The sequence below is a fragment of the Collimonas pratensis genome (assembly GCF_001584185.1).
Lineage (GTDB): Bacteria > Pseudomonadota > Gammaproteobacteria > Burkholderiales > Burkholderiaceae_D > Collimonas > Collimonas pratensis.
Window position 1 is genome coordinate 5,658,154 of the sequence record NZ_CP013234.1, and the last position, 17,970, is coordinate 5,676,123.

Annotated in this window: 12 protein-coding genes; 3 read left to right on the plus strand and 9 right to left on the minus strand. The window is 56.8% G+C overall.

The features are described 5' to 3' along the window. Positions 1 to 288 precede the first annotated feature (288 nt). The 7 genes from CPter91_RS25180 to CPter91_RS25210 all read right to left on the minus strand — a co-directional run bounded on the left by CPter91_RS25180 (position 289) and on the right by CPter91_RS25210 (position 8,633). On the minus strand, positions 289 to 1,269 hold the full coding sequence (locus tag CPter91_RS25180) for a branched-chain amino acid ABC transporter permease (protein ID WP_061946641.1): 981 nt from the start codon (positions 1,267 to 1,269) through the stop codon (positions 289 to 291). A 17-nt stretch (positions 1,270 to 1,286) separates the two neighbouring features. Continuing rightward, positions 1,287 to 2,171 carry a branched-chain amino acid ABC transporter permease gene (locus CPter91_RS25185; protein WP_061945560.1) on the minus strand — a complete coding sequence of 295 codons (885 nt, stop codon included), beginning with the start codon at positions 2,169 to 2,171 and terminating at the stop codon, positions 1,287 to 1,289. A gap of 135 nt (positions 2,172 to 2,306) precedes the next feature. Beyond that, the gene (locus tag CPter91_RS25190) at positions 2,307 to 3,515 is read right to left on the minus strand and encodes an ABC transporter substrate-binding protein (RefSeq protein WP_061946643.1); all 1,209 of its coding nucleotides are present in this window, start codon (positions 3,513 to 3,515) and stop codon (positions 2,307 to 2,309) included. 90 nt (positions 3,516 to 3,605) lie between these two features. Then, positions 3,606 to 4,361: an ABC transporter ATP-binding protein gene (locus CPter91_RS25195; RefSeq protein WP_061945562.1), complete on the minus strand. Its 756-nt coding sequence runs from the start codon at positions 4,359 to 4,361 to the stop codon at positions 3,606 to 3,608. Then, on the minus strand, positions 4,361 to 5,131 hold the full coding sequence (locus tag CPter91_RS25200) for an ABC transporter ATP-binding protein (protein WP_061946646.1): 771 nt from the start codon (positions 5,129 to 5,131) through the stop codon (positions 4,361 to 4,363). Before CPter91_RS25200 ends, CPter91_RS25195 begins: the two co-directional genes overlap by 1 nt. A gap of 201 nt (positions 5,132 to 5,332) precedes the next feature. Beyond that, positions 5,333 to 6,958 (minus strand): GMC family oxidoreductase, encoded by a 1,626-nt coding sequence (locus CPter91_RS25205; protein ID WP_061945564.1) that lies wholly within the window; start codon positions 6,956 to 6,958, stop codon positions 5,333 to 5,335. 148 nt (positions 6,959 to 7,106) lie between these two features. Continuing rightward, entirely contained in the window at positions 7,107 to 8,633 is a 1,527-nt protein-coding gene (locus CPter91_RS25210) for a CoA-acylating methylmalonate-semialdehyde dehydrogenase (RefSeq protein ID WP_061945566.1), read from the minus strand. Between the two features lie 152 nt (positions 8,634 to 8,785). Between CPter91_RS25210 and CPter91_RS25215 the strand changes: the two genes are divergently transcribed. Together CPter91_RS25215 and CPter91_RS25220 are read left to right on the plus strand one after the other, a co-directional pair. Then, complete coding sequence (locus CPter91_RS25215; protein WP_061945568.1) at positions 8,786 to 9,673, plus strand: LysR family transcriptional regulator; 888 nt, start codon at positions 8,786 to 8,788, stop codon at positions 9,671 to 9,673. Positions 9,674 to 10,518: 845 nt separating this feature from the next. Next, positions 10,519 to 11,820, plus strand: coding sequence for an aspartate carbamoyltransferase (locus CPter91_RS25220; RefSeq protein WP_061945570.1), 1,302 nt, complete (start codon positions 10,519 to 10,521; stop codon positions 11,818 to 11,820). A 153-nt stretch (positions 11,821 to 11,973) separates the two neighbouring features. On the opposite strand, the gene CPter91_RS25225 is transcribed toward CPter91_RS25220, so the two are convergent. Then, positions 11,974 to 14,001, minus strand: coding sequence for an AsmA family protein (locus tag CPter91_RS25225; RefSeq protein WP_061945572.1), 2,028 nt, complete (start codon positions 13,999 to 14,001; stop codon positions 11,974 to 11,976). 267 nt (positions 14,002 to 14,268) lie between these two features. Here CPter91_RS25225 and CPter91_RS27540 point away from each other — a divergent pair, with 267 nt between their 5' ends. Beyond that, on the plus strand, positions 14,269 to 16,221 hold the full coding sequence (locus CPter91_RS27540; protein ID WP_082793265.1) for a DUF3300 domain-containing protein: 1,953 nt from the start codon (positions 14,269 to 14,271) through the stop codon (positions 16,219 to 16,221). A 108-nt stretch (positions 16,222 to 16,329) separates the two neighbouring features. Here CPter91_RS27540 and ahpF read toward each other — a convergent pair whose 3' ends face one another. Further along, the gene (gene ahpF / locus CPter91_RS25235; RefSeq protein WP_061945576.1) at positions 16,330 to 17,925 is read right to left on the minus strand and encodes an alkyl hydroperoxide reductase subunit F; all 1,596 of its coding nucleotides are present in this window, start codon (positions 17,923 to 17,925) and stop codon (positions 16,330 to 16,332) included. Positions 17,926 to 17,970 lie beyond the last annotated feature (45 nt).

Below are 17,970 nucleotides of genomic sequence, written 5' to 3' on the forward strand. Positions count from 1 at the left end.
TTTGGAAGACTGTCAGACAGGGGGCTGGTTCGGGGAAGAAATAAGACAGGCAATTCTACTTCCGGCGGATGATACCGGCTTACCTTCCGGCTATGTTATTTAGTCATAGCTATCCAAGTAATTCCATCATCTGGCATGGGATGGTAAGTTCAAATAAGCAATATGTTCTGTGCACTACCATCTGCCTATTATTTAAGCAAACAAGGCCAACGTTTGCCTAAGGAAAAAGCCCGTACAAGACTTCTCATGTACGGGCTTTTCTCCAGGGGCAAACTACGCAGAAAAGAATCAACTGCTGCCGGGCGATGAGCGCTTGCTCAATGCGGCGGAAATTTCGCCGACAATCCCGCGCCGGAACGCCAGCACGCACACGATGAAGATGAAGCCGGTCACGATCGTCACCGATTCGCCCAGGCCGCTGAACCATTCGATATGCGTCACTCCCGCCAGCCAGTTGCCGATATCGCCCAGCTTGTTTTCCAGCATGATGATGATCAGCGCACCGACAATCGGCCCGATGATAGTGCCCAGGCCGCCTACCAGCGTCATCAATACCACCAGTCCGGACATGGTCCAGTGCACATCGGTCAGCGTTTCAAAGCCCAGCACCAGCGTCTTGGTAGAGCCGGCCAGGCCCGACAGCGCCGCCGACAAAACAAAGGCCAGCAACTTGTAGCGGCTGACGTCGTAGCCCAGCGAAATGGCGCGCGGTTCGTTTTCCTTGATCGCTTTCAGCACCTGGCCGAAAGGAGAATGAACGGTACGCACGATCAGGGCAAAGCCGGCCACGGCGATCGCCAGCACCACATAATATAAAGTCAGGTCGCTATTGAGATCGATGAAACCCAGCAAATGCCCGCGCGGCACGCCTTGCAAGCCATCCTCGCCGCCGGTGAACGGCATCTGCAGGAAAACGAAGTACAGCATCTGTGCCAGCGCCAGGGTGATCATGGTGAAGTAAATTCCCTGCCGCCGGATCGCCAGGCTGCCCATCACCAGGCCGATCAGCGCACCGGTAGCGGTGCCGGCCAGCAAGCCAATCTCGGTCGGCAAGCCCAGAGTCTGCAAGGCATAGCCGGCGACATAACCCGCGCCGCCAAAGAATGCGGCATGTCCAAATGATAACAATCCGGTGAAGCCGATCAGCAGATTGAATGCGCAGGCGAACAGCGCAAAGCAGATGATCTTCATCAGGAACACTGGATAGATGCCGAACGGCGCCGCCAGCGCGGCGGCCAGCAGCAGGCCGTAGCCGATTTTCTTATTCATCATGACCGCTCCGTCTCTTATTTCTCTTTACCGAACAGGCCGGCTGGCCGGATCATCAATACGATCGCCATCACGATGAACACCACCGTGGCCGACGCTTCCGGATAGAACACCCGGGTCAGTCCCTCGATCACGCCGAGCGCCAGGCCGGTGACGATAGAGCCCATGATGGAACCCATGCCGCCGATCACCACAACCGCGAAGACGACGATAATCAGGTTGGAACCCATCAGTGGCGAGACCTGGATCACCGGCGCCGCCAGCACCCCGGCAAAGGCCGCCAAAGCGACGCCGAAGCCGTAGGTCAAGGTCACCATCAGCGGCACGTTGACGCCGAACGCTTCCACCAGTTTCGGATTCTCGGTGCCGGCGCGCAGGTAAGCGCCGAGCTTGGTCTTCTCGATCACGAACCAGGTGGCGAAACACACTGTCAAAGAGGCCAGGACCACCCAGGCGCGATAATTCGGCAGCACCATGAAGCCGAGGTCGGTGGCCCCGCTCAAGGCGTCTGGGACCGAATACGGCTGCCCGGAGACGCCGTAGAAAGAACGGAAGATGCCCTCCACCATCAAGGTGATGCCGAAGGTCAGCAGCAAGCCGTACAGATGGTCCAGCTTGTACAGCCAACGCAGCATGGTCTTCTCGATGATGATGCCGAACAGCCCCACCAGCAGCGGCGCCAAGGCCAGCATCACCCAGTAGTTGAGGTTGAAATACGTCAGCCCGATCCAGGCCAGGAAAGCGCCCATCATGTATAGCGCGCCGTGGGCAAAATTGATCACATTGAGCAGGCCGAAGATCACAGCCAGCCCGAGCGACAGCATGGCGTAAAAGGAGCCGTTGACCAGCCCCAGCAGCAGCTGGCTCATCAAGGCTTGCAAGGGAATGCCGAAAATTTCCATGGCAATATCATCTAAAAATCACTCGTACGAGTGAAGAACAATCAAACAGCGCAAAGGCGCGCGGATCTCCTAAGAGACCCACGCACACACAGAACTGGCCAGGCCAGGCATAACGCTCAGGACATCAGCGCGCCATTACTTCCACAGCGCGCACTTGCTCTCGGCCTTAGGCGTGAAAGCCTGCTCGCCCGGGATGGTTTCGATCTTGTTCAGATAGTCCCAAGGATATTTGGAATCGGCCGGCGCCTTGACCTGGTACAGCATCATGTCGTGCACCACGCGGCCGTCAGGACGCAGATAGGCGTTCTTCGCGTACATGTCGCTGAACTTGCTCTTGCGCAGCTGCGCCATCACCTTGTCGCCGTCGTCAGTGCCGACGGCCTTGACCGCGGTCAGGTACTGCATCGCCGCCGAGTAATCGCCCGCCTGCAGGCTGGAAGGCTCTTTTTTCATCTTCTCGAAGTAGCGCTTGGCCCAGGCACGCGATTCCGCATTCTGGTCCCAGTACCAGCTATCGGTCAGGTACATGCCCTGCGTCTGCTTCAAGGTCAGCGAATGGATATCGTTGATGAACACTAGCAGGCCGGCCAGCTTAGCGTTCTTGGTGACGCCGAATTCATTGGCCGCCTTCACTGCGTTGATCAGGTCGCCGCCAGCATTCGCCAAGCCGATAATCTGCGCCTTGGACGATTGCGCCTGCAGCATGAAGGAAGAAAAATCGGAGGCGTTGAGCGGATGCTTGACCGAACCCAGCACAGTACCGCCGGACGACTTCACTACCGCAGTAGTGTCTTTTTCCAGCGAAGCGCCGAAAGCATAGTCAGCGGTGATGAAGTACCAGCTCTTGCCGCCCTGCTTCACCACTTGCGAACCGGTGCCATGCGCCAGCGCGTAGGTATCGTAAGCATAGTGCACGGTATACGGCGTGCATTCTTCGTTGGTCAGGCGGGTGCTGCCGGCGCCGATTTCAAAGAACGGCTTTTTCTTTTCCGCGGCAATCTTGGCCATCGCCAGCGCCGTGCCGGAGTTGGTGCCGCCGATCAGCATGTCCAGTCCTTGCTGGTCGAACCACTCGCGCGCCTTGCTCGATGCGATATCCGCCTTGTTCTGATGATCCGCCACGATCAGTTCGATCTTCTTGCCGTTGATGCTGCCGCCCATGTCGGCGATCGCCATCTTGATCGCTTCGGCGCCGCCAGGACCATCGATGTCTGAATAAACGCTAGACATGTCAGTAATGAAGCCGATCTTGATCACATCGCCGGAAATTTGTGCCGAGGCCGGCAGCGCCACGCCCAACGCGATTGTGCTGCCCACCGCAACTGCCAAGGTCTTTAATTTGATATTCATTGTCTTCTCCATTTTTAAACCACCCGTGTTCCTTTACTGCGTTGCTGCGCAATCAAGGAAGCTCCCTAACGTCAACCTGCAGATCTACACACCTAGCAAAGCATTCAGTACCGGCATCTTTTCTTCCAGCTGCGACGACGCAAACGACTCGACGATCTGGCCATGTTCCATCACATAAAAGCGGTCTGCCAGCGGCGCGGCAAAACGGAAGTTCTGCTCCACCATCACGATCGTGTAACCCTTCGCTTTCAGGGTCGTAATCATGCGCGCCAGCGTCTGCACGATCACCGGCGCCAGGCCTTCGGAAATCTCGTCCAGCAGCAGCAGGCGCGCGCCTGTGCGCAGGATGCGCGCCACTGCCAGCATCTGCTGCTCGCCGCCTGACAGCCGCGTGCCCTGGCTGTTCCTGCGTTCTTTCAGGTTGGGAAACATGTCGTAGATTTCTTCCACCGACATGCCCTTTTCCGTGGTCGACAAAGACGGCGGCAACAGCAGGTTTTCTTCCGTCGAGAGGGACGAAAAAATGCCCCGCTCTTCGGGGCAATAACCAACGCCGTGGTGGGCAATCTTGTAAGTCGGCAGCGCGATGGTTTCCACGCCACCGATCTTGATCGAACCCTTGCGCGTCCCGGTCAGGCCCATGATCGCGCGCATGGTAGTGGTGCGGCCGGCGCCGTTGCGGCCCAGCAGCGTCACTACTTCGCCCTTGTGTACGTTCAGGTTGACGTTGTGCAGGATATGCGATTCGCCATACCAGGCTTGCAGGTTTTCAATGCTGAGTGCAATCGCGCCCTGGGCAGATGCAGCGGCCGCGGGCGATGAGGAATGAACAGCGGCCATCAATGTGCTCCCACCAGTGCTTCGGTGCTGGTGCCCATATAGGCTTCCATCACCAAGGGATTCTTCGAGACTTCTTCGTAGCGGCCCTCAGCCAGCATGGCGCCGCGCTGCAGCACGCTGATCTTGTCGCAGATGCCGGACACCACATTCATGTTGTGCTCCACCATCAGGATAGTGCGGCCGACAGACACCTTCTTGATCAACGCGGTGACGCGGTCGACGTCTTCATGGCCCATGCCTTGGGTCGGTTCATCCAGCAGCATCAGCTCCGGCTCCATGCCGAGCGTGGTGGCTATCTCCAACGCGCGCTTGCGACCGTAAGGCAGATCGACCGTCAGCGTATTGGCGAACTCGGTCAGGTCAACTTCCGCCAGCAATTCCATGGCGCGCTGGTTCAGCTGCGCCAGCGACTTGCCGCTTTTCCAGAAATGGTAGGAAGTGCCGAGCGTGCGCTGCAAGCCGATACGGACGTTCTCCATCACGCTCAGGTGCGGAAACACCGCGGATATCTGGAAGGAACGGATAATGCCCTGACGCGCGATCTGGGCCGGCGCATCAGGCGTAATGTCGCGGCCGTTGAAGAGAATCTGGCCAGCGGTAGGAATCAAGAACTTGGTCAGCAGATTGAAACAAGTCGTCTTGCCGGCGCCGTTAGGACCGATCAAGGCGTGGATATGGCCACGCTCCACCTGCAGGTTGACAGCATTGACGGCCGTAAACCCCCTGAACTCCTTCGTCAGGTTTTTTGTCTCCAAGATGATGTCGGTCATCTGGTCTCCCATTGATGTTGCTTTATTCGGAACATCCCGCGCTGATAGATGATATGGCATCCACCTTATCAGCCTTATATTTTTTTACGGATACTACCGGTGCCACTCTGACGGGGCAATACGTAGAAATACTATACAAAAACTGAGGGGAAAATCAGCTATGTCTTACAAAATAATTTAAAACACACAACAACCCGCCAATTAAAGACGGCTTCCCATGATGAACTTCGCCGCCATCTCTGCAATCATCAAGGTCGGCGAATTGGTGTTGCCGGAAGTAATGGTCGGCATCACGGAGGCATCGACCACGCGCAAGCCCCCTACCCCCTTGACCCGCAGCTTGCTGTCGACCACCGCCAACGGATCGTCGTCCCGCCCCATCTTGCAAGTTCCGACCGGATGAAAGATGGTGGTGCCGACTTCACCCGCGGCCTTGATCAGGTCATCCTCGCTCCGGTACTGCAAGCCAGGCTTGAATTCTTCCGGCGCAAAGCGCCGCAAAGCCGGCGCTGCGGCGATTTTGCGGGTCAGCAATACCGAAGCCGCGGCAACCTTGCGATCTTCCTCGGTAGCCAGATAATTCAGCGTGATTTTTGGCGCACTGTCCGCATTGCCGGAGGCGATCCGCACATGGCCGCGCGAGCTCGGCCGCAAGTTGCAGACGCTGGCAGTGAAAGCCGGAAAATCGTGCAAGGGATCGCCGAATTTTTCCAGCGACAGCGGCTGCACGTGATACTCCAGATTGGCGCTGGATTGAGTAGCGTCGGACTTGGCGAAAGCACCCAGCTGCGAAGGCGCCATCGACATCGGACCGCTCTGCGTCAACAGATACTGCATGCCGATCCTGGCCTTGCCCAGCCAGCTGCTGCTCATCGTATTCAGCGTCTGCACGCCGTTGACCTTGAATGCCATGCGGATCTGCAAATGGTCTTGCAGATTTTCGCCGACGCCGGGCGCATCCAGCATCACAGGAATCTGATATTGCTGTAACAAGGGCGCCGGTCCGATGCCTGACATCTGCAAGATCTGCGGCGAGCCGACAGCACCCGCACTCAGTAAGGTTTCACGGCCGGCTTCGGCAGTCCAATGCTTGCCGCCGCCGGTAAATTCCACGCCTTTGCAGACCAGTCCCTGCTCGCCGCGCTCAAGCAGCAAGCGCTGCACCTGGCAGCCGGTCATGATTTCCAGGTTGCCGCGGCGGGTCGCCGCACGCAAAAAGGCCTTGGATGCATTCCAGCGGATGCCGCGCTTCTGGTTGACGTCGAAATAGCCGCAGCCTTCGTTATCGCCACGGTTGAAATCATCGGTTTTAGGAATGCCTGTTTCGGCCGCGGCGTCGCGAAATGCGTCCAGTATCTTCCATGACAGGCGCTGCTTTTCCACCCGCCATTCGCCGCCGGCGCCGTGGAATTCGCTGGCGCCGTTGTAGTGATCTTCGCTCTTCTTGAACAACGGCAGCACATGCTCCCAGCGCCACGATTCATCGCCGCTCAGCTGCGCCCATTGTTCGTAATCGCGGGCCTGTCCACGCATGTAGATCATGCCGTTGATCGACGAACTGCCGCCCAACACTTTACCGCGCGGATACAGCAGGCTACGGCCATTCAGGCCGGCATCAGGCTCGGTACGATATAGCCAGTCGGTACGCGGGTTATTGATGCAATACAGATAGCCAACCGGAATATGGATCCAGATGTAATCGTCTTTTGCGCCCGCTTCAATCAGCAACACCTTGACCGAACTATCTTGTGTCAAACGATTCGCCAGCACGCAACCGGCGGTTCCTGCACCGATGATGATGTAGTCGTATTTGCCTGCTGATTCCATGCGTCACTTTCTATTTTCAGATTTCTGAAAAAATTGCTTTGATAATGCCATCATGGCTGCAAGCGGCGTGAAAACTTCACCGGTTGCAGCCATAAAATAAACAATAATATTATTTATATCAATAATCTTATTTTATTATTTACACCATTTATTTCGCCACCGGCATGGTGAATTCCGCTCCTTTGGAAATCGTCTGCGGCCAGCGCTGCATGATCGATTTGTAGCGCGTATAAAAGCGCAAGCCTTCTTCGCCATAAGCATGTGAATCGCCAAACAAGGAGCGCTTCCAGCCGCCAAAAGAATGCCATGCCATCGGCACCGGAATCGGCACGTTGACTCCCACCATGCCTACCTCGACGCGGCGTGAAAATTCTCGCGCGGTGTTGCCGTCGGAAGTAAACAAGGACACGCCGTTGCCGAATTCATGGGCGTTAATCAAGTTCACGGCGGCAGCAAAATCAGGCACCCGTACGATGCACAAAACCGGTCCGAAAATTTCTTCCTGATAGATCTTCATCTCGGTCGTCACCTGGTCGAACAAGGATCCGCCGAGGAAGAATCCGTTTTCCAGTCCAGCCACTTTCAAGCCGCGGCCATCCACCAGCAATTTGGCGCCGGCAGCGACGCCACCCGCTATATATCCTTCAATTTTTTCCTTGTGCACAGCCGTCACTACCGGACCCATTTCAGCATCGGCTTCCATGCCGTTTTTGATCTTCAAAGCCTTTACACGAGGGATCAGTGCTTCGATCAATTTGTCGGCCACATTGCCGACCGCGACCGCTACCGAGATCGCCATGCAACGCTCGCCGGCAGAACCGTAAGCCGCGCCCATCAAGGCATCCACGGCTTGCTCGAGATCCGCATCCGGCATCACCACCAGATGATTCTTGGCGCCGCCCAGCGCCTGAACCCGTAATGGATACGCGCCTTTACGCTTGGCGCCTTCCTGATAAATATACTCAGCAATCGGCGTCGAGCCGACAAACGACACTGCCTTCACTTCCGGATGCTGCAGCAAGGTGTCAACCGCCAGCTTATCGCCCTGCACTACATTGAAGACGCCATCCGGCAAGCCGGCTTTCTTGAACAGCTCAGCCATCATCAACGACGGCGAAGGATCGCGTTCCGAAGGCTTCAGAATAAAAGTATTGCCGGCAGCGATCGCCATCGGCGCCATCCACAGCGGCACCATCACCGGAAAATTGAAAGGCGTAATGCCGACGGTCACGCCGAGCGGCTGGCGCAGGTTCCAGTTATCGATGCCGCCGCCGATATTGTCGGTAAATTGCGTCTTCAGCAGTTGCGGAATACCGCAGGCGAACTCGACAATTTCCAGGCCGCGCGTGACTTCTCCCCTGGCATCGGACAGAACCTTGCCGTGTTCACGCGTAATCGCTGCCGCCAGCGCTTCGTGATTTTGCTCCATCAATTCCTTGAACTTGAACATCACCCGTGCACGCTTCAGCGGCGCAGTCTCTGCCCAGGCCGGCGCCGCCGCTGCTGCCGCAGCAACCGCAGCATTGACTTCTTCGACGCTGCCCAGCACCACTTTGGCGGCAACCGCGCCAGTCGCAGGATTGAACACATCTTGCTGGCGGCCGCTGGACGATTCCGTCACCTTGCCGTTGATGTAATGTTGGATCAAAGGGGTGGCGCTTGATGAGGTAGTCATAAGGATTCCTTTTATTGAGTCTGGGGTTGAATTCGATTTGTATTATTTTTTGCCCAGAATATCGTGTGGCATGCCAACAATCCAATGAGTTATGATCAATAGCATTATAAGAAACACTAATAACGAAACCTTTATGATGAAAATTTAAGCATATGGATCTCATTCAACTTCGCGCCTTTGTCACGGTTGCCCGTGAAGGCAACTTGACGCGCGCAGCCGAATTGCTGCATGTCACCCAGCCCGCGGTCAGCCTGCAAATCAAATCGCTGCAGGCCAGCTTGAACCTGCAATTATTCAACCGTATTCCCAGCGGCATGGCGTTAACCGACGAAGGCGTCAAATTGCTGCCTTTTGCCGAACGCGCCATTGCCATCATGTCAGAGCTCCGCCAGCAAGCCGCAAGTTTGCATCCCAGCAATTCAAAAACACTGAGCGGAAAACTCGCGATCGGCACCATTCTCGATCCAGAATTCACCCGTCTCGGCGCTTTCCTGCGGCGTCTGGTAGAAAGTTATCCACAGCTTTCTACACAATTGCAGCACAGCATGTCGGGCGATGTTTTACAACAAATCAAATCAGGCCATCTCGATGTCGGCTACTACCTCGGTACGCCCAACAAGAGTTTTCACCGTCTCACATTGACACAATTTACTTACTGCGTGCTTGCGCCGTCGGGCTGGAAAAACCGGGTTTCCGGAAAAGACTGGCCGGCATTGGCAAAATTGCCCTGGATCTGGACCCCGCCGGAATCTGCGCACCACCGTTTACTAAGCAAAACGTTTGCACAATATAAAGTTACGCCGAATAAAGTTGCTCTGGTGGACCAGGAACCATCAATGCTGGATCTGGTGAAATCAGGAGTCGGACTTTCTCTTGTTAGAGAATCAATTGCATTGCGCGAAGCGCACGCACATGGCTTGGTTATTTCCGATACGGTCAATTTATCCACTGAACTATCGTTTATCACATTGGAAAAACGTAAAGACGAACCGGTTATAGCAGCAGTATTTGCCATATTGGAAACCATTTGGAGAAACTGACTTTCTAAAAGCTGTTTTTAAAGGGGTAAATTCCCCTTTTTTCGGATTTCACAGCGCTTCGTGTTTACATTTATAGGTTTATATATATGAATAGTAGTAGTAGTTAACGCCCTGCTTTTCTGTGGATAACTATGAATTTGACTATTCATTCAAGTACTTACGGCTTGGATAAAGGCTGAGTAAACCTTGTATCTGGTAAGAACATTTCTTGGATAAAAAAGGGGTTGTGGATAGCTGCTACGCTTATGCACATTAAATTCCTATAGTTATCCAAAGACTTATCCACAGTTGTTCATTTTCTTCCTTTCCATATCTACCTTCCATGTAGATTTTTTTTCGGCTTTTTCCCAATTCCAATTCTTGAAAAAAGAGAGTTTTCGAGAAAAATTGTCTTTTTTGCTTTGTTTTTTGGTTTGTTTTTTAAAAGCAACTTCAAAAGAAAAAAACTTTTTGGTTTTGTATTTAAAGATTTATATATAAAAATAGTAATAGTAGTTAACACCCTGCTTTTCTGTGGATAACATGGAATTTGACTATTCATTCAAGTACTTACGAACTGGATAACAGCTTGGTAATCGGTGTATCCCGGCAGAATAATTCTTGGATAAAAAATCAGCTGTGGAAAACTGGGTGCGATGTCCACAATCAGAAAACAGGATATCCACAGCCTTATCCACAAAACGATGAAAACCAATCTGCTTTAGTGTATTTTTAACAACATAAAAGCATTTTTCTGGGAATTTCGTTAGCTGCTTAAATCGTAGGCAATGGCAATTCAAGAAAAATTTCTAGACAAGCTGATTTGAAAGCATTAATGTACGCAAAGCGTATATTAGGAGAAGCGAATGCTCGATCAGCAGACTTTCTTGCGCGACGCCATGTGTCGTCTGAACCTCACCCGGGAAAATTTTTCGGATCGGATCGGCATCCGAAAACGCGCATTGGATACCTGGCTTTTGCCGGAAACATCCGGTGAATACAGGGTCATGCCGGATATCGTGACAAAATTTGTCACTGAAATTCTTGGCGGCAGCAGGGTTGCGCAAGGCCTTACGCAGAGCGTATATATTGCAGATCCGAACACGCCGCTGCGCTCTCGCATCGGCTATCACGGCAAGCCGCAGCTACTATCGGTGGACCAGTTTTCCCGCGACTCGCTGGAGGAGCTGTTCCGCATCGCCGACATCATGCAGCCCATTGCAAGGCGTCAGAAGGTCTCGCGCATCCTCGAGGGTGCCGTACTAGCCAATCTGTTCTTTGAAGCCAGCACGCGCACGCGTATCAGCTTTGGGGCGGCGTTTTGCCGGCTGGGAGGATCGGTTTGCGACACCACCGGCTTTACCTTCTCTTCCATGACCAAGGGCGAATCGATCTACGACACCAGCCGCGTCATCAGTGGTTACGTCGACGCCTTGGTAGTACGGCACCCGGAACAAGGCGCGGTGGACGAATTTGCGCGCGCCACGAACATTCCTGTGATCAATGGCGGCGACGGGCCTGGCGAGCACCCCAGCCAGGCGATTCTCGATCTGTACACCATCCAGCGCGAGTTCTCGCGGCTAGGCAAGCTGATCGACGGCGCCCACATCGTCATGGCAGGCGACCTCAAGTACGGCCGCACCGTACATTCGCTCATCAAGTTGCTGGCTTTGTACCGCAACCTGCGCTTTACCCTGATCGCGCCGCCGACCCTGGAGATGCCGGCGCATATACTGGAGCGCATCGCCCGCGCCGGCCACGTGGTGGAACAGTCGACTTCTCTGGCGCAAGGCTTGAAGGGGGCGGATATCGTGTACGCCACGCGGATCCAGAAAGAACGCTTCGGCGAAGAGGCCATCGAAGGCTATACCCCGGATTTCCAGATCAACCAGGCCATGATCAACGCCAGCTGCAGCCCCGACACCATCGTCATGCACCCGCTGCCGCGCGACGGCCGGCCCGGCGCCAACGATCTCAGCACCGACCTTAATCACGACCCACGCCTGGCGATTTTCCGCCAGACCGACAACGGCATTCCGGTAAGAATGGCGATCTTCGCTACCTTGCTGGGCGTGGAGAACCAGGTCCAGCATTCGATGCGCGACGTCAGCTGGCGCTCGCCGCATCACGTCGGACCGGATGACGCCGCTTTCGATGGCTTGGATTGAAATTGGGGGATAGCTCTGTAGATCTACAGTTCTATACAGATGTAGTTGTAGGGTGGGCATAAGTGCCCACGCAGATATAGATGAATAGATGAGGTGGCGAACCGCGTGGGCAAAAGGACTTGCCCACGCGGCAGAATTCCCGAAGCGACAGGTTTACTTTGTCTTGCTTTGCTTCAGGATTTTCCCCGGCGGTGGCGCCACCGGTTTTTGCTTCGCCCGCGCCAGTAAAGCGGCGCAATCGTTTTCCTGCGCCGGTGTGATGTTAATCAGGGGCAGCACCGCCGCCACCGGCGCCAGCACGCCCAGCGCAATTGCACCGCCGGCCTTCAGCGCCAGTATGCCCTTGTCGACCCCGACGTCCGGATTCTTGAACGTGCCGGAGACGTGCAGCGGCGATCTGAGTGAAAAAATCCGCATGCCCTTGGTTTCCGGTTTGACCGTCAGCGCCAGCGATTCCTGCGCCAGGTTGATCTGGCCCTGGACGTTGATGACCGCGTCGTCGGTATCCATTACAAAGGTGCGGGCGTCCATCACGCCTTTGGTCACCGCAAAGTCGCTGGCCAGGCAATTCAGCTTGACCTGCTTGTCGCCGAACAGCTTAGTGATGACCACATTGCCGATATTCAGGCCGGCAGCCTCCAGCAGGAATTTGCTGATGGTGCCCTGGTTGATCAGCGTCTTGAGCTCACCATTGGAACTGCCCAGCAGGCTAGCGACTGAATTGCCGACCGCCGACAGGGAGGCATCGCCATTGATCTCGCCGAGGCTGGCCTGGGCCGATTCGAAAGTCGGGAACAGCTGCTTGATTTTCAGGTGGCGCGCCGAAATTTTCATGTCGGCCTTGATCAGCTTGCCGCTGCCGTCCAGCTTGATGTTGGAAATCAGGTTGCCGCCGGCGACGCCGAAATTCAGAGGCGTCAGCGACAGCACGCTGTCTTTCAGATGCAGGTCGGCGACCAGATCCTGGATCGGCAACTCCTTCTCGCGCACGATCTTGCGGCCGGTGAACTTGACGTCGGCATCGATGCTGCCCCAGCGGCTGGTATCGAACTGTTCCACCGGCAGCACCTTGTTGCTAGGCTGCGCCGCGCCATCGCCGCGATTCGCCTTGCTGGCATTGGAGTCGGCGCCGATCAGCGGCGCCAGGTCTTCCAGCCTGAGCTGGTTGGACAGCAGCGTGCCCTTCAGCAAAGGCCGCGGTTTTTGTGCGACAAATTCCAGCGTGCCGGATAAATCGCTGGAGCCGACGCGACCGCTGAACTTGTCGTAAGTCCAGTCGCCGCCGGCGCTGCTGAGCTTGCCGATCAGCCGTCCCTCGGTGGAAAACGGCGGCGTCGCCGGCAGCACGATGCCGGTCAGCGGATACAGGTTGGACATGCTGGCGCCCGATAGCTTCAGGCGCAGGTCAAGCGCGGCCAGGTCGCTAGGCTTGGTCAGCGTCCCTTTCACGCCGATCGCTGTCTTGCCGACGCGCACATTGGCCTGCAGCGGATAGGGCGTACTGCTGTTCTGTAAAGACAGCACGGCGCCCGCCTTGCCGTCGCCGCTGACCGCCGCCTTGTTGAAGCTGCCGCTGACTTTCCAGCCGATGCCGTAGCCTTCCGGGCTGGTCACGGGCAAGCTGTCGATATCCGCCTTGATATCCAGCTTGCTGACCGGATCCAGCAAACGCACGGTACCTTTGGCCAGCACCAGTTTTTGCAGGTCCAGCTGCCAGGCTGACGGTCCGCTGGACTGGAAGGTCCAGTTGTTGACGCCATCCGGCTTGCGTTCCAGCGCCAGCACCGGCGCTTCCAATTCCAGCGACGGCAGCACGATGCGGTGCGCCAGCAAAGGCAAGGGACTCAGCGAAAACGTCAGTTGGCCGATTTCCGCCATGTGCGGTCCGGTCTTGGCCCAATCCGGATTGTCCAGCACGATATCCTTCGCGCTCAGTCGCGGCCAGGGCACCCAGCGGCGCCAGCTGTCAAGATCGCTCTGCGATTTTTGCCAGGTCAGCGCCAGATCGCCGCGAATCGCGAACGGCCGCCCGGCGGCTTCGCTGACCCGTTGGTTAAGCCATGGCTTGGCACGGTTCCAGTCGAAAGTGAGGACCAGCGCTGCACATATGGCGATCAGCAGCGCCAGCACTGCCAGCAACCATAAAAAGATGCGCCCCGGACGAAATTTGGATGTAGTCATGGTTTTGTGAGGTTTGCATTGTCTAAAGGTTCAATCCGACAAGTATCCTCGGATCCCGTCATTATGGCTTTAACAAGTGTAAACATTCTGGCTGATGCCTGTGTCCGTGTATGTCATCGAGATCCCTTAAGCAGGCGTTAACCGTAAATATGGACGCAGCTGGTTTGCATAATGTGAGATATGCAAGAGTTTGTAACCCATTGTAGTCAATGCAAAGTGACGTGCTAGCTTGTAAACATCACCCATTCCCGTTGTCTGGAGCAAAAAATGAATAAAAATAAGAAACCCGTGTCGTTATTGCTTGGCGCGTCTGTTTGCGTAGCGCTGATGTCGCTCGCCGGCTGCGATAAAAAAACCGATGCCGTCGCACCTGTTGCGGCGCCGGCCGCGCCGCAAGCGCAAGCTGCCCCGGCCTATGTGCCGCCTACCGCCGATCAGCTGTACCAGCTGGTCGGACCGATTGCCCTGTTCCCGGACAAGCTGGTGGCGCAGGTGCTGGCCGCATCCAGCTATCCCGATCAGGTCACCGCCGCCGACAACTGGCTGGGACAAAACAAGAATCTGAAAGGCACGCAACTGCAGGATGCCGCCAACCAGCAACCCTGGGACGTCAGCGTCAAAGGCTTGACACAGTTTCCCAGCGTGCTGGATCAGATGGCGCACAATATTCCCTGGACCTCGGCGCTCGGCGACGCTTATGTCAATGATCCGACCGACGTCATGAATGCGATCCAGGTGATGCGGCAGCGCGCAGCCGCCAGCGGCAACCTGAAAAACAATAAGCAGCAGCGCATCGCCACGGTGCCGCGCGTGCAGGCAGCGCCGCCTGCCGGTTATGCGCCGCCGCCCGGCGAGCCGGCCTACTATGACGGACCGGAAATGGTGCCGCCGCCGCCGGAAACCATCGTCATCGAGCCGGCTGAGCCGGATGTGGTCTACGTGCCTGCCTACAATCCGGGGGTAGTCTACGGCGAGCCGCAACCGGTGTATCCGGGTTATGCCTATGAACCGCCACCAGCCTACTACCCGCCAGGCGAAATCGTCACGGCAGGCGTGCTGACCTTCGGCCTGGGGATTGCCGTCGGCACGCTGATCGAACATCACAACTGGGGCTGGAATTCCTGGGGCGTGCACTGGGGCGGCGGAGGTGGCGGCGGCAACTGGCGCGGGGATGGCGATCGCGATCACGGCGGCTGGCACCGGCCGGCTGTGGTGTACAACAACAACACGTATGTGTCGCGTTCCACCACGATCGTCAACCGTGTGACCAACAATTACAACAACAGCACCGTCGTCAATAACAACAATAGCAACAACAATAGCAATAACAATAACAACAATACCCGCAACAACTTTGGGCCCGGCCAGGCGAACAACCCGGCTTTCCCGAATGGCCGCCCGGGTGGCCAGCCAGGCAACGGCGTTGCCAATTTCAATACGGCACGTCCGAATTTTGCCCAGCAAAACAATCCGCAGCAAGTACATCCCGGTCCAAATGCCGCACCGAATGCCGCTGCTCCAAGGCCGAACCACGGGCAACCGGATTTCAACAACATGACAAGGCCGAATTTCGGTCGGGTCCCGCCGGCGGGGGGACCGTCGGCCGCCGCGACCGCAAACCAGCTGGCGCGGCCAGGGTTCGTGCATCCGGCGCCGAACCAGGCGCAGCCCGGCGGCGTGCCGCAGCATCCTGGCTTTGCTCAACCCGGTCAGAATGGCTGGCCGGTGCCCAACCAGCTACAGCAAAACGCCTTGACCCATGCGCCCGCCGTGCCGCGGAATCTTGAGGAACGGCCGCCGGTCAACCTGAATCAGCACCCATTTGGCGGCAATCAGCAGCGGCCGAATTTCCAGCGGCCGGCTGACATGCCGAAACCGCAGCCAGTGCCGCAAAACGTGCAAAACCGGCCGCCGCAGCAGTTTGAGAACCGTCCTAACGGCGGTCAGATGCATCCGGAAATGAATCGCCCTGCGCCCGCTCCGGCGCCAGCGCCAGCGTTCAACCGTCCGGAACCACGCCCGCAGCCCCAGCCCCAGCCAATGGCGCGGCCTGAACCGCGTCCGCAGCCACAAGCTCAGCCGATGGCAAGACCTGAGCCGCGTCCGCAACCGCAACCTCAGATGCAAGCTCCGCATCCGGCGGCGCAGCCGCAAAACCACGAGGCCCATCATGACGGCGGCAACCCTCACCCCGACAAGCATGCTGACGACCACAAGTAATCTGGCCGAGAGCTGCTGACCAGGCTGGCAGCAGCTGCAATGCCGTTATCCAAAAAAAAGCTGGCTGAACCAAGGTTCAGCCAGCTTTTTTCATTGCAAGCGATTGACTCAGGCGGCTGCAGTCTCGGCTTCTGCCACGCTATCTTCTTCATCCGACACCGAACTGCGGATCAGGTGATCGAATGCGCTCAGCGAGGCCTTGGCGCCCTCGCCCACCGCGATCACGATCTGCTTGAACGGCACGGTGGTGACGTCGCCGGCGGCGAACACGCCGGGGATCGAGGTCTGGCCTTTGGCGTCGACTTCGATTTCGCCATGGCGCGACAGGGCAATCGTGCCCTTCAGCCATTCGGTGTTCGGCACCAGGCCGATCTGCACGAACACGCCTTCCAGTTCGACCGTATGCACGGCCGCGGTCTTGCGGTCCTTGTAGACCAGGCCGTTGACCTTCTTGCTGTCGCCGGTGATTTCGGTAGTTTGCGCCGAAGTGATCACGGTAACGTTTTTCAGGCTGTGCAGCTTGCGTTGCAGCACCGCATCGGCGCGTAACTCATCGCCGAATTCGATCAGCGTCACATGCGACACCAGGCCGGCCAGGTCGATTGCTGCTTCCACGCCGGAATTGCCGCCGCCGATCACCGCCACGCGCTTGCCCTTGAATAGCGGGCCGTCGCAGTGCGGGCAGTAGGCGACGCCGTGGTTACGGTATTCGCGTTCGCCCGGCACGTTGATTTCGCGCCAGCGGGCGCCGGTGGCCAGCACTACGGTCTTGCTCTTGAGCGAACCGCCGTTGGCCAGCTTGATTTCGATCAGCTTGCCTGGCACCAGCTCGGAGGCAAGTTGTACATTCATGATGTCGACTTCATAGCTCTTGACGTGTTGTTCCAGCGCGGTGGCGAATTTCGGTCCTTCGGTTTCCTTGACGGACACGAAGTTTTCGATCGCCAGCGTATCCAGCACCTGGCCGCCGAAACGTTCCGACACCACGCCGGTGCGGATGCCTTTGCGCGCAGCATAAATCGCCGCGGCCGCGCCGGCAGGCCCGCCGCCGACGATCAGTACGTCGTAAGGCGCCTTAGCGCTCAGTTCGACTGCCTTGCGGGCGCCGGCGCCGGTATCCAGCTTGGCGAGGATTTCTTCGACGCTGGTGCGGCCCTGGCCGAATACTTCACCGTTCAGGTAAGTGGTTGGCACGGCCATGATTTCGCGTTTTTCCACTTCGTCCTGGAACAGTGCGCCATCGATGGTGGACTGGCGGATGCGCGGATTGATCAGCGCCATCACGTTCAAGGCCTGCACGACTTCAGGGCAGTTCTGGCAAGACAGGGAGATATAGGTTTCGAATACGTAATCGCCGTCCAGGTTGCGGATCTGCTCGATCACGGCGTCGTCCAGTTTCACCGGATGGCCGCCGACTTGCAGCAAGGCCAGCACCAGCGAAGTGAATTCGTGGCCCATCGGAATCGCGGCAAAGCGGATGCCGGTATCGACACCCGGGCGGTTGATGGAGAACGAGGGTTTGCGTTCGTTGTCGTCGCTGCGCTCGATCAGCGTGATGCGTTCCGACAGCGCCGCGATTTCCTGCAGCAGCGCTTGCAGTTCATGCGATTTGTCACCGTTGTCCAGCGACGCAACGATCTCAATCGGCTGCACGATTTTTTCCAAATAGCTTTTCAATTGGGTTTTGAGATTTGCATCCAGCATGGCGGTTCCTTGCATTCGTGACGATAAATAAGGGCACTACCGGTC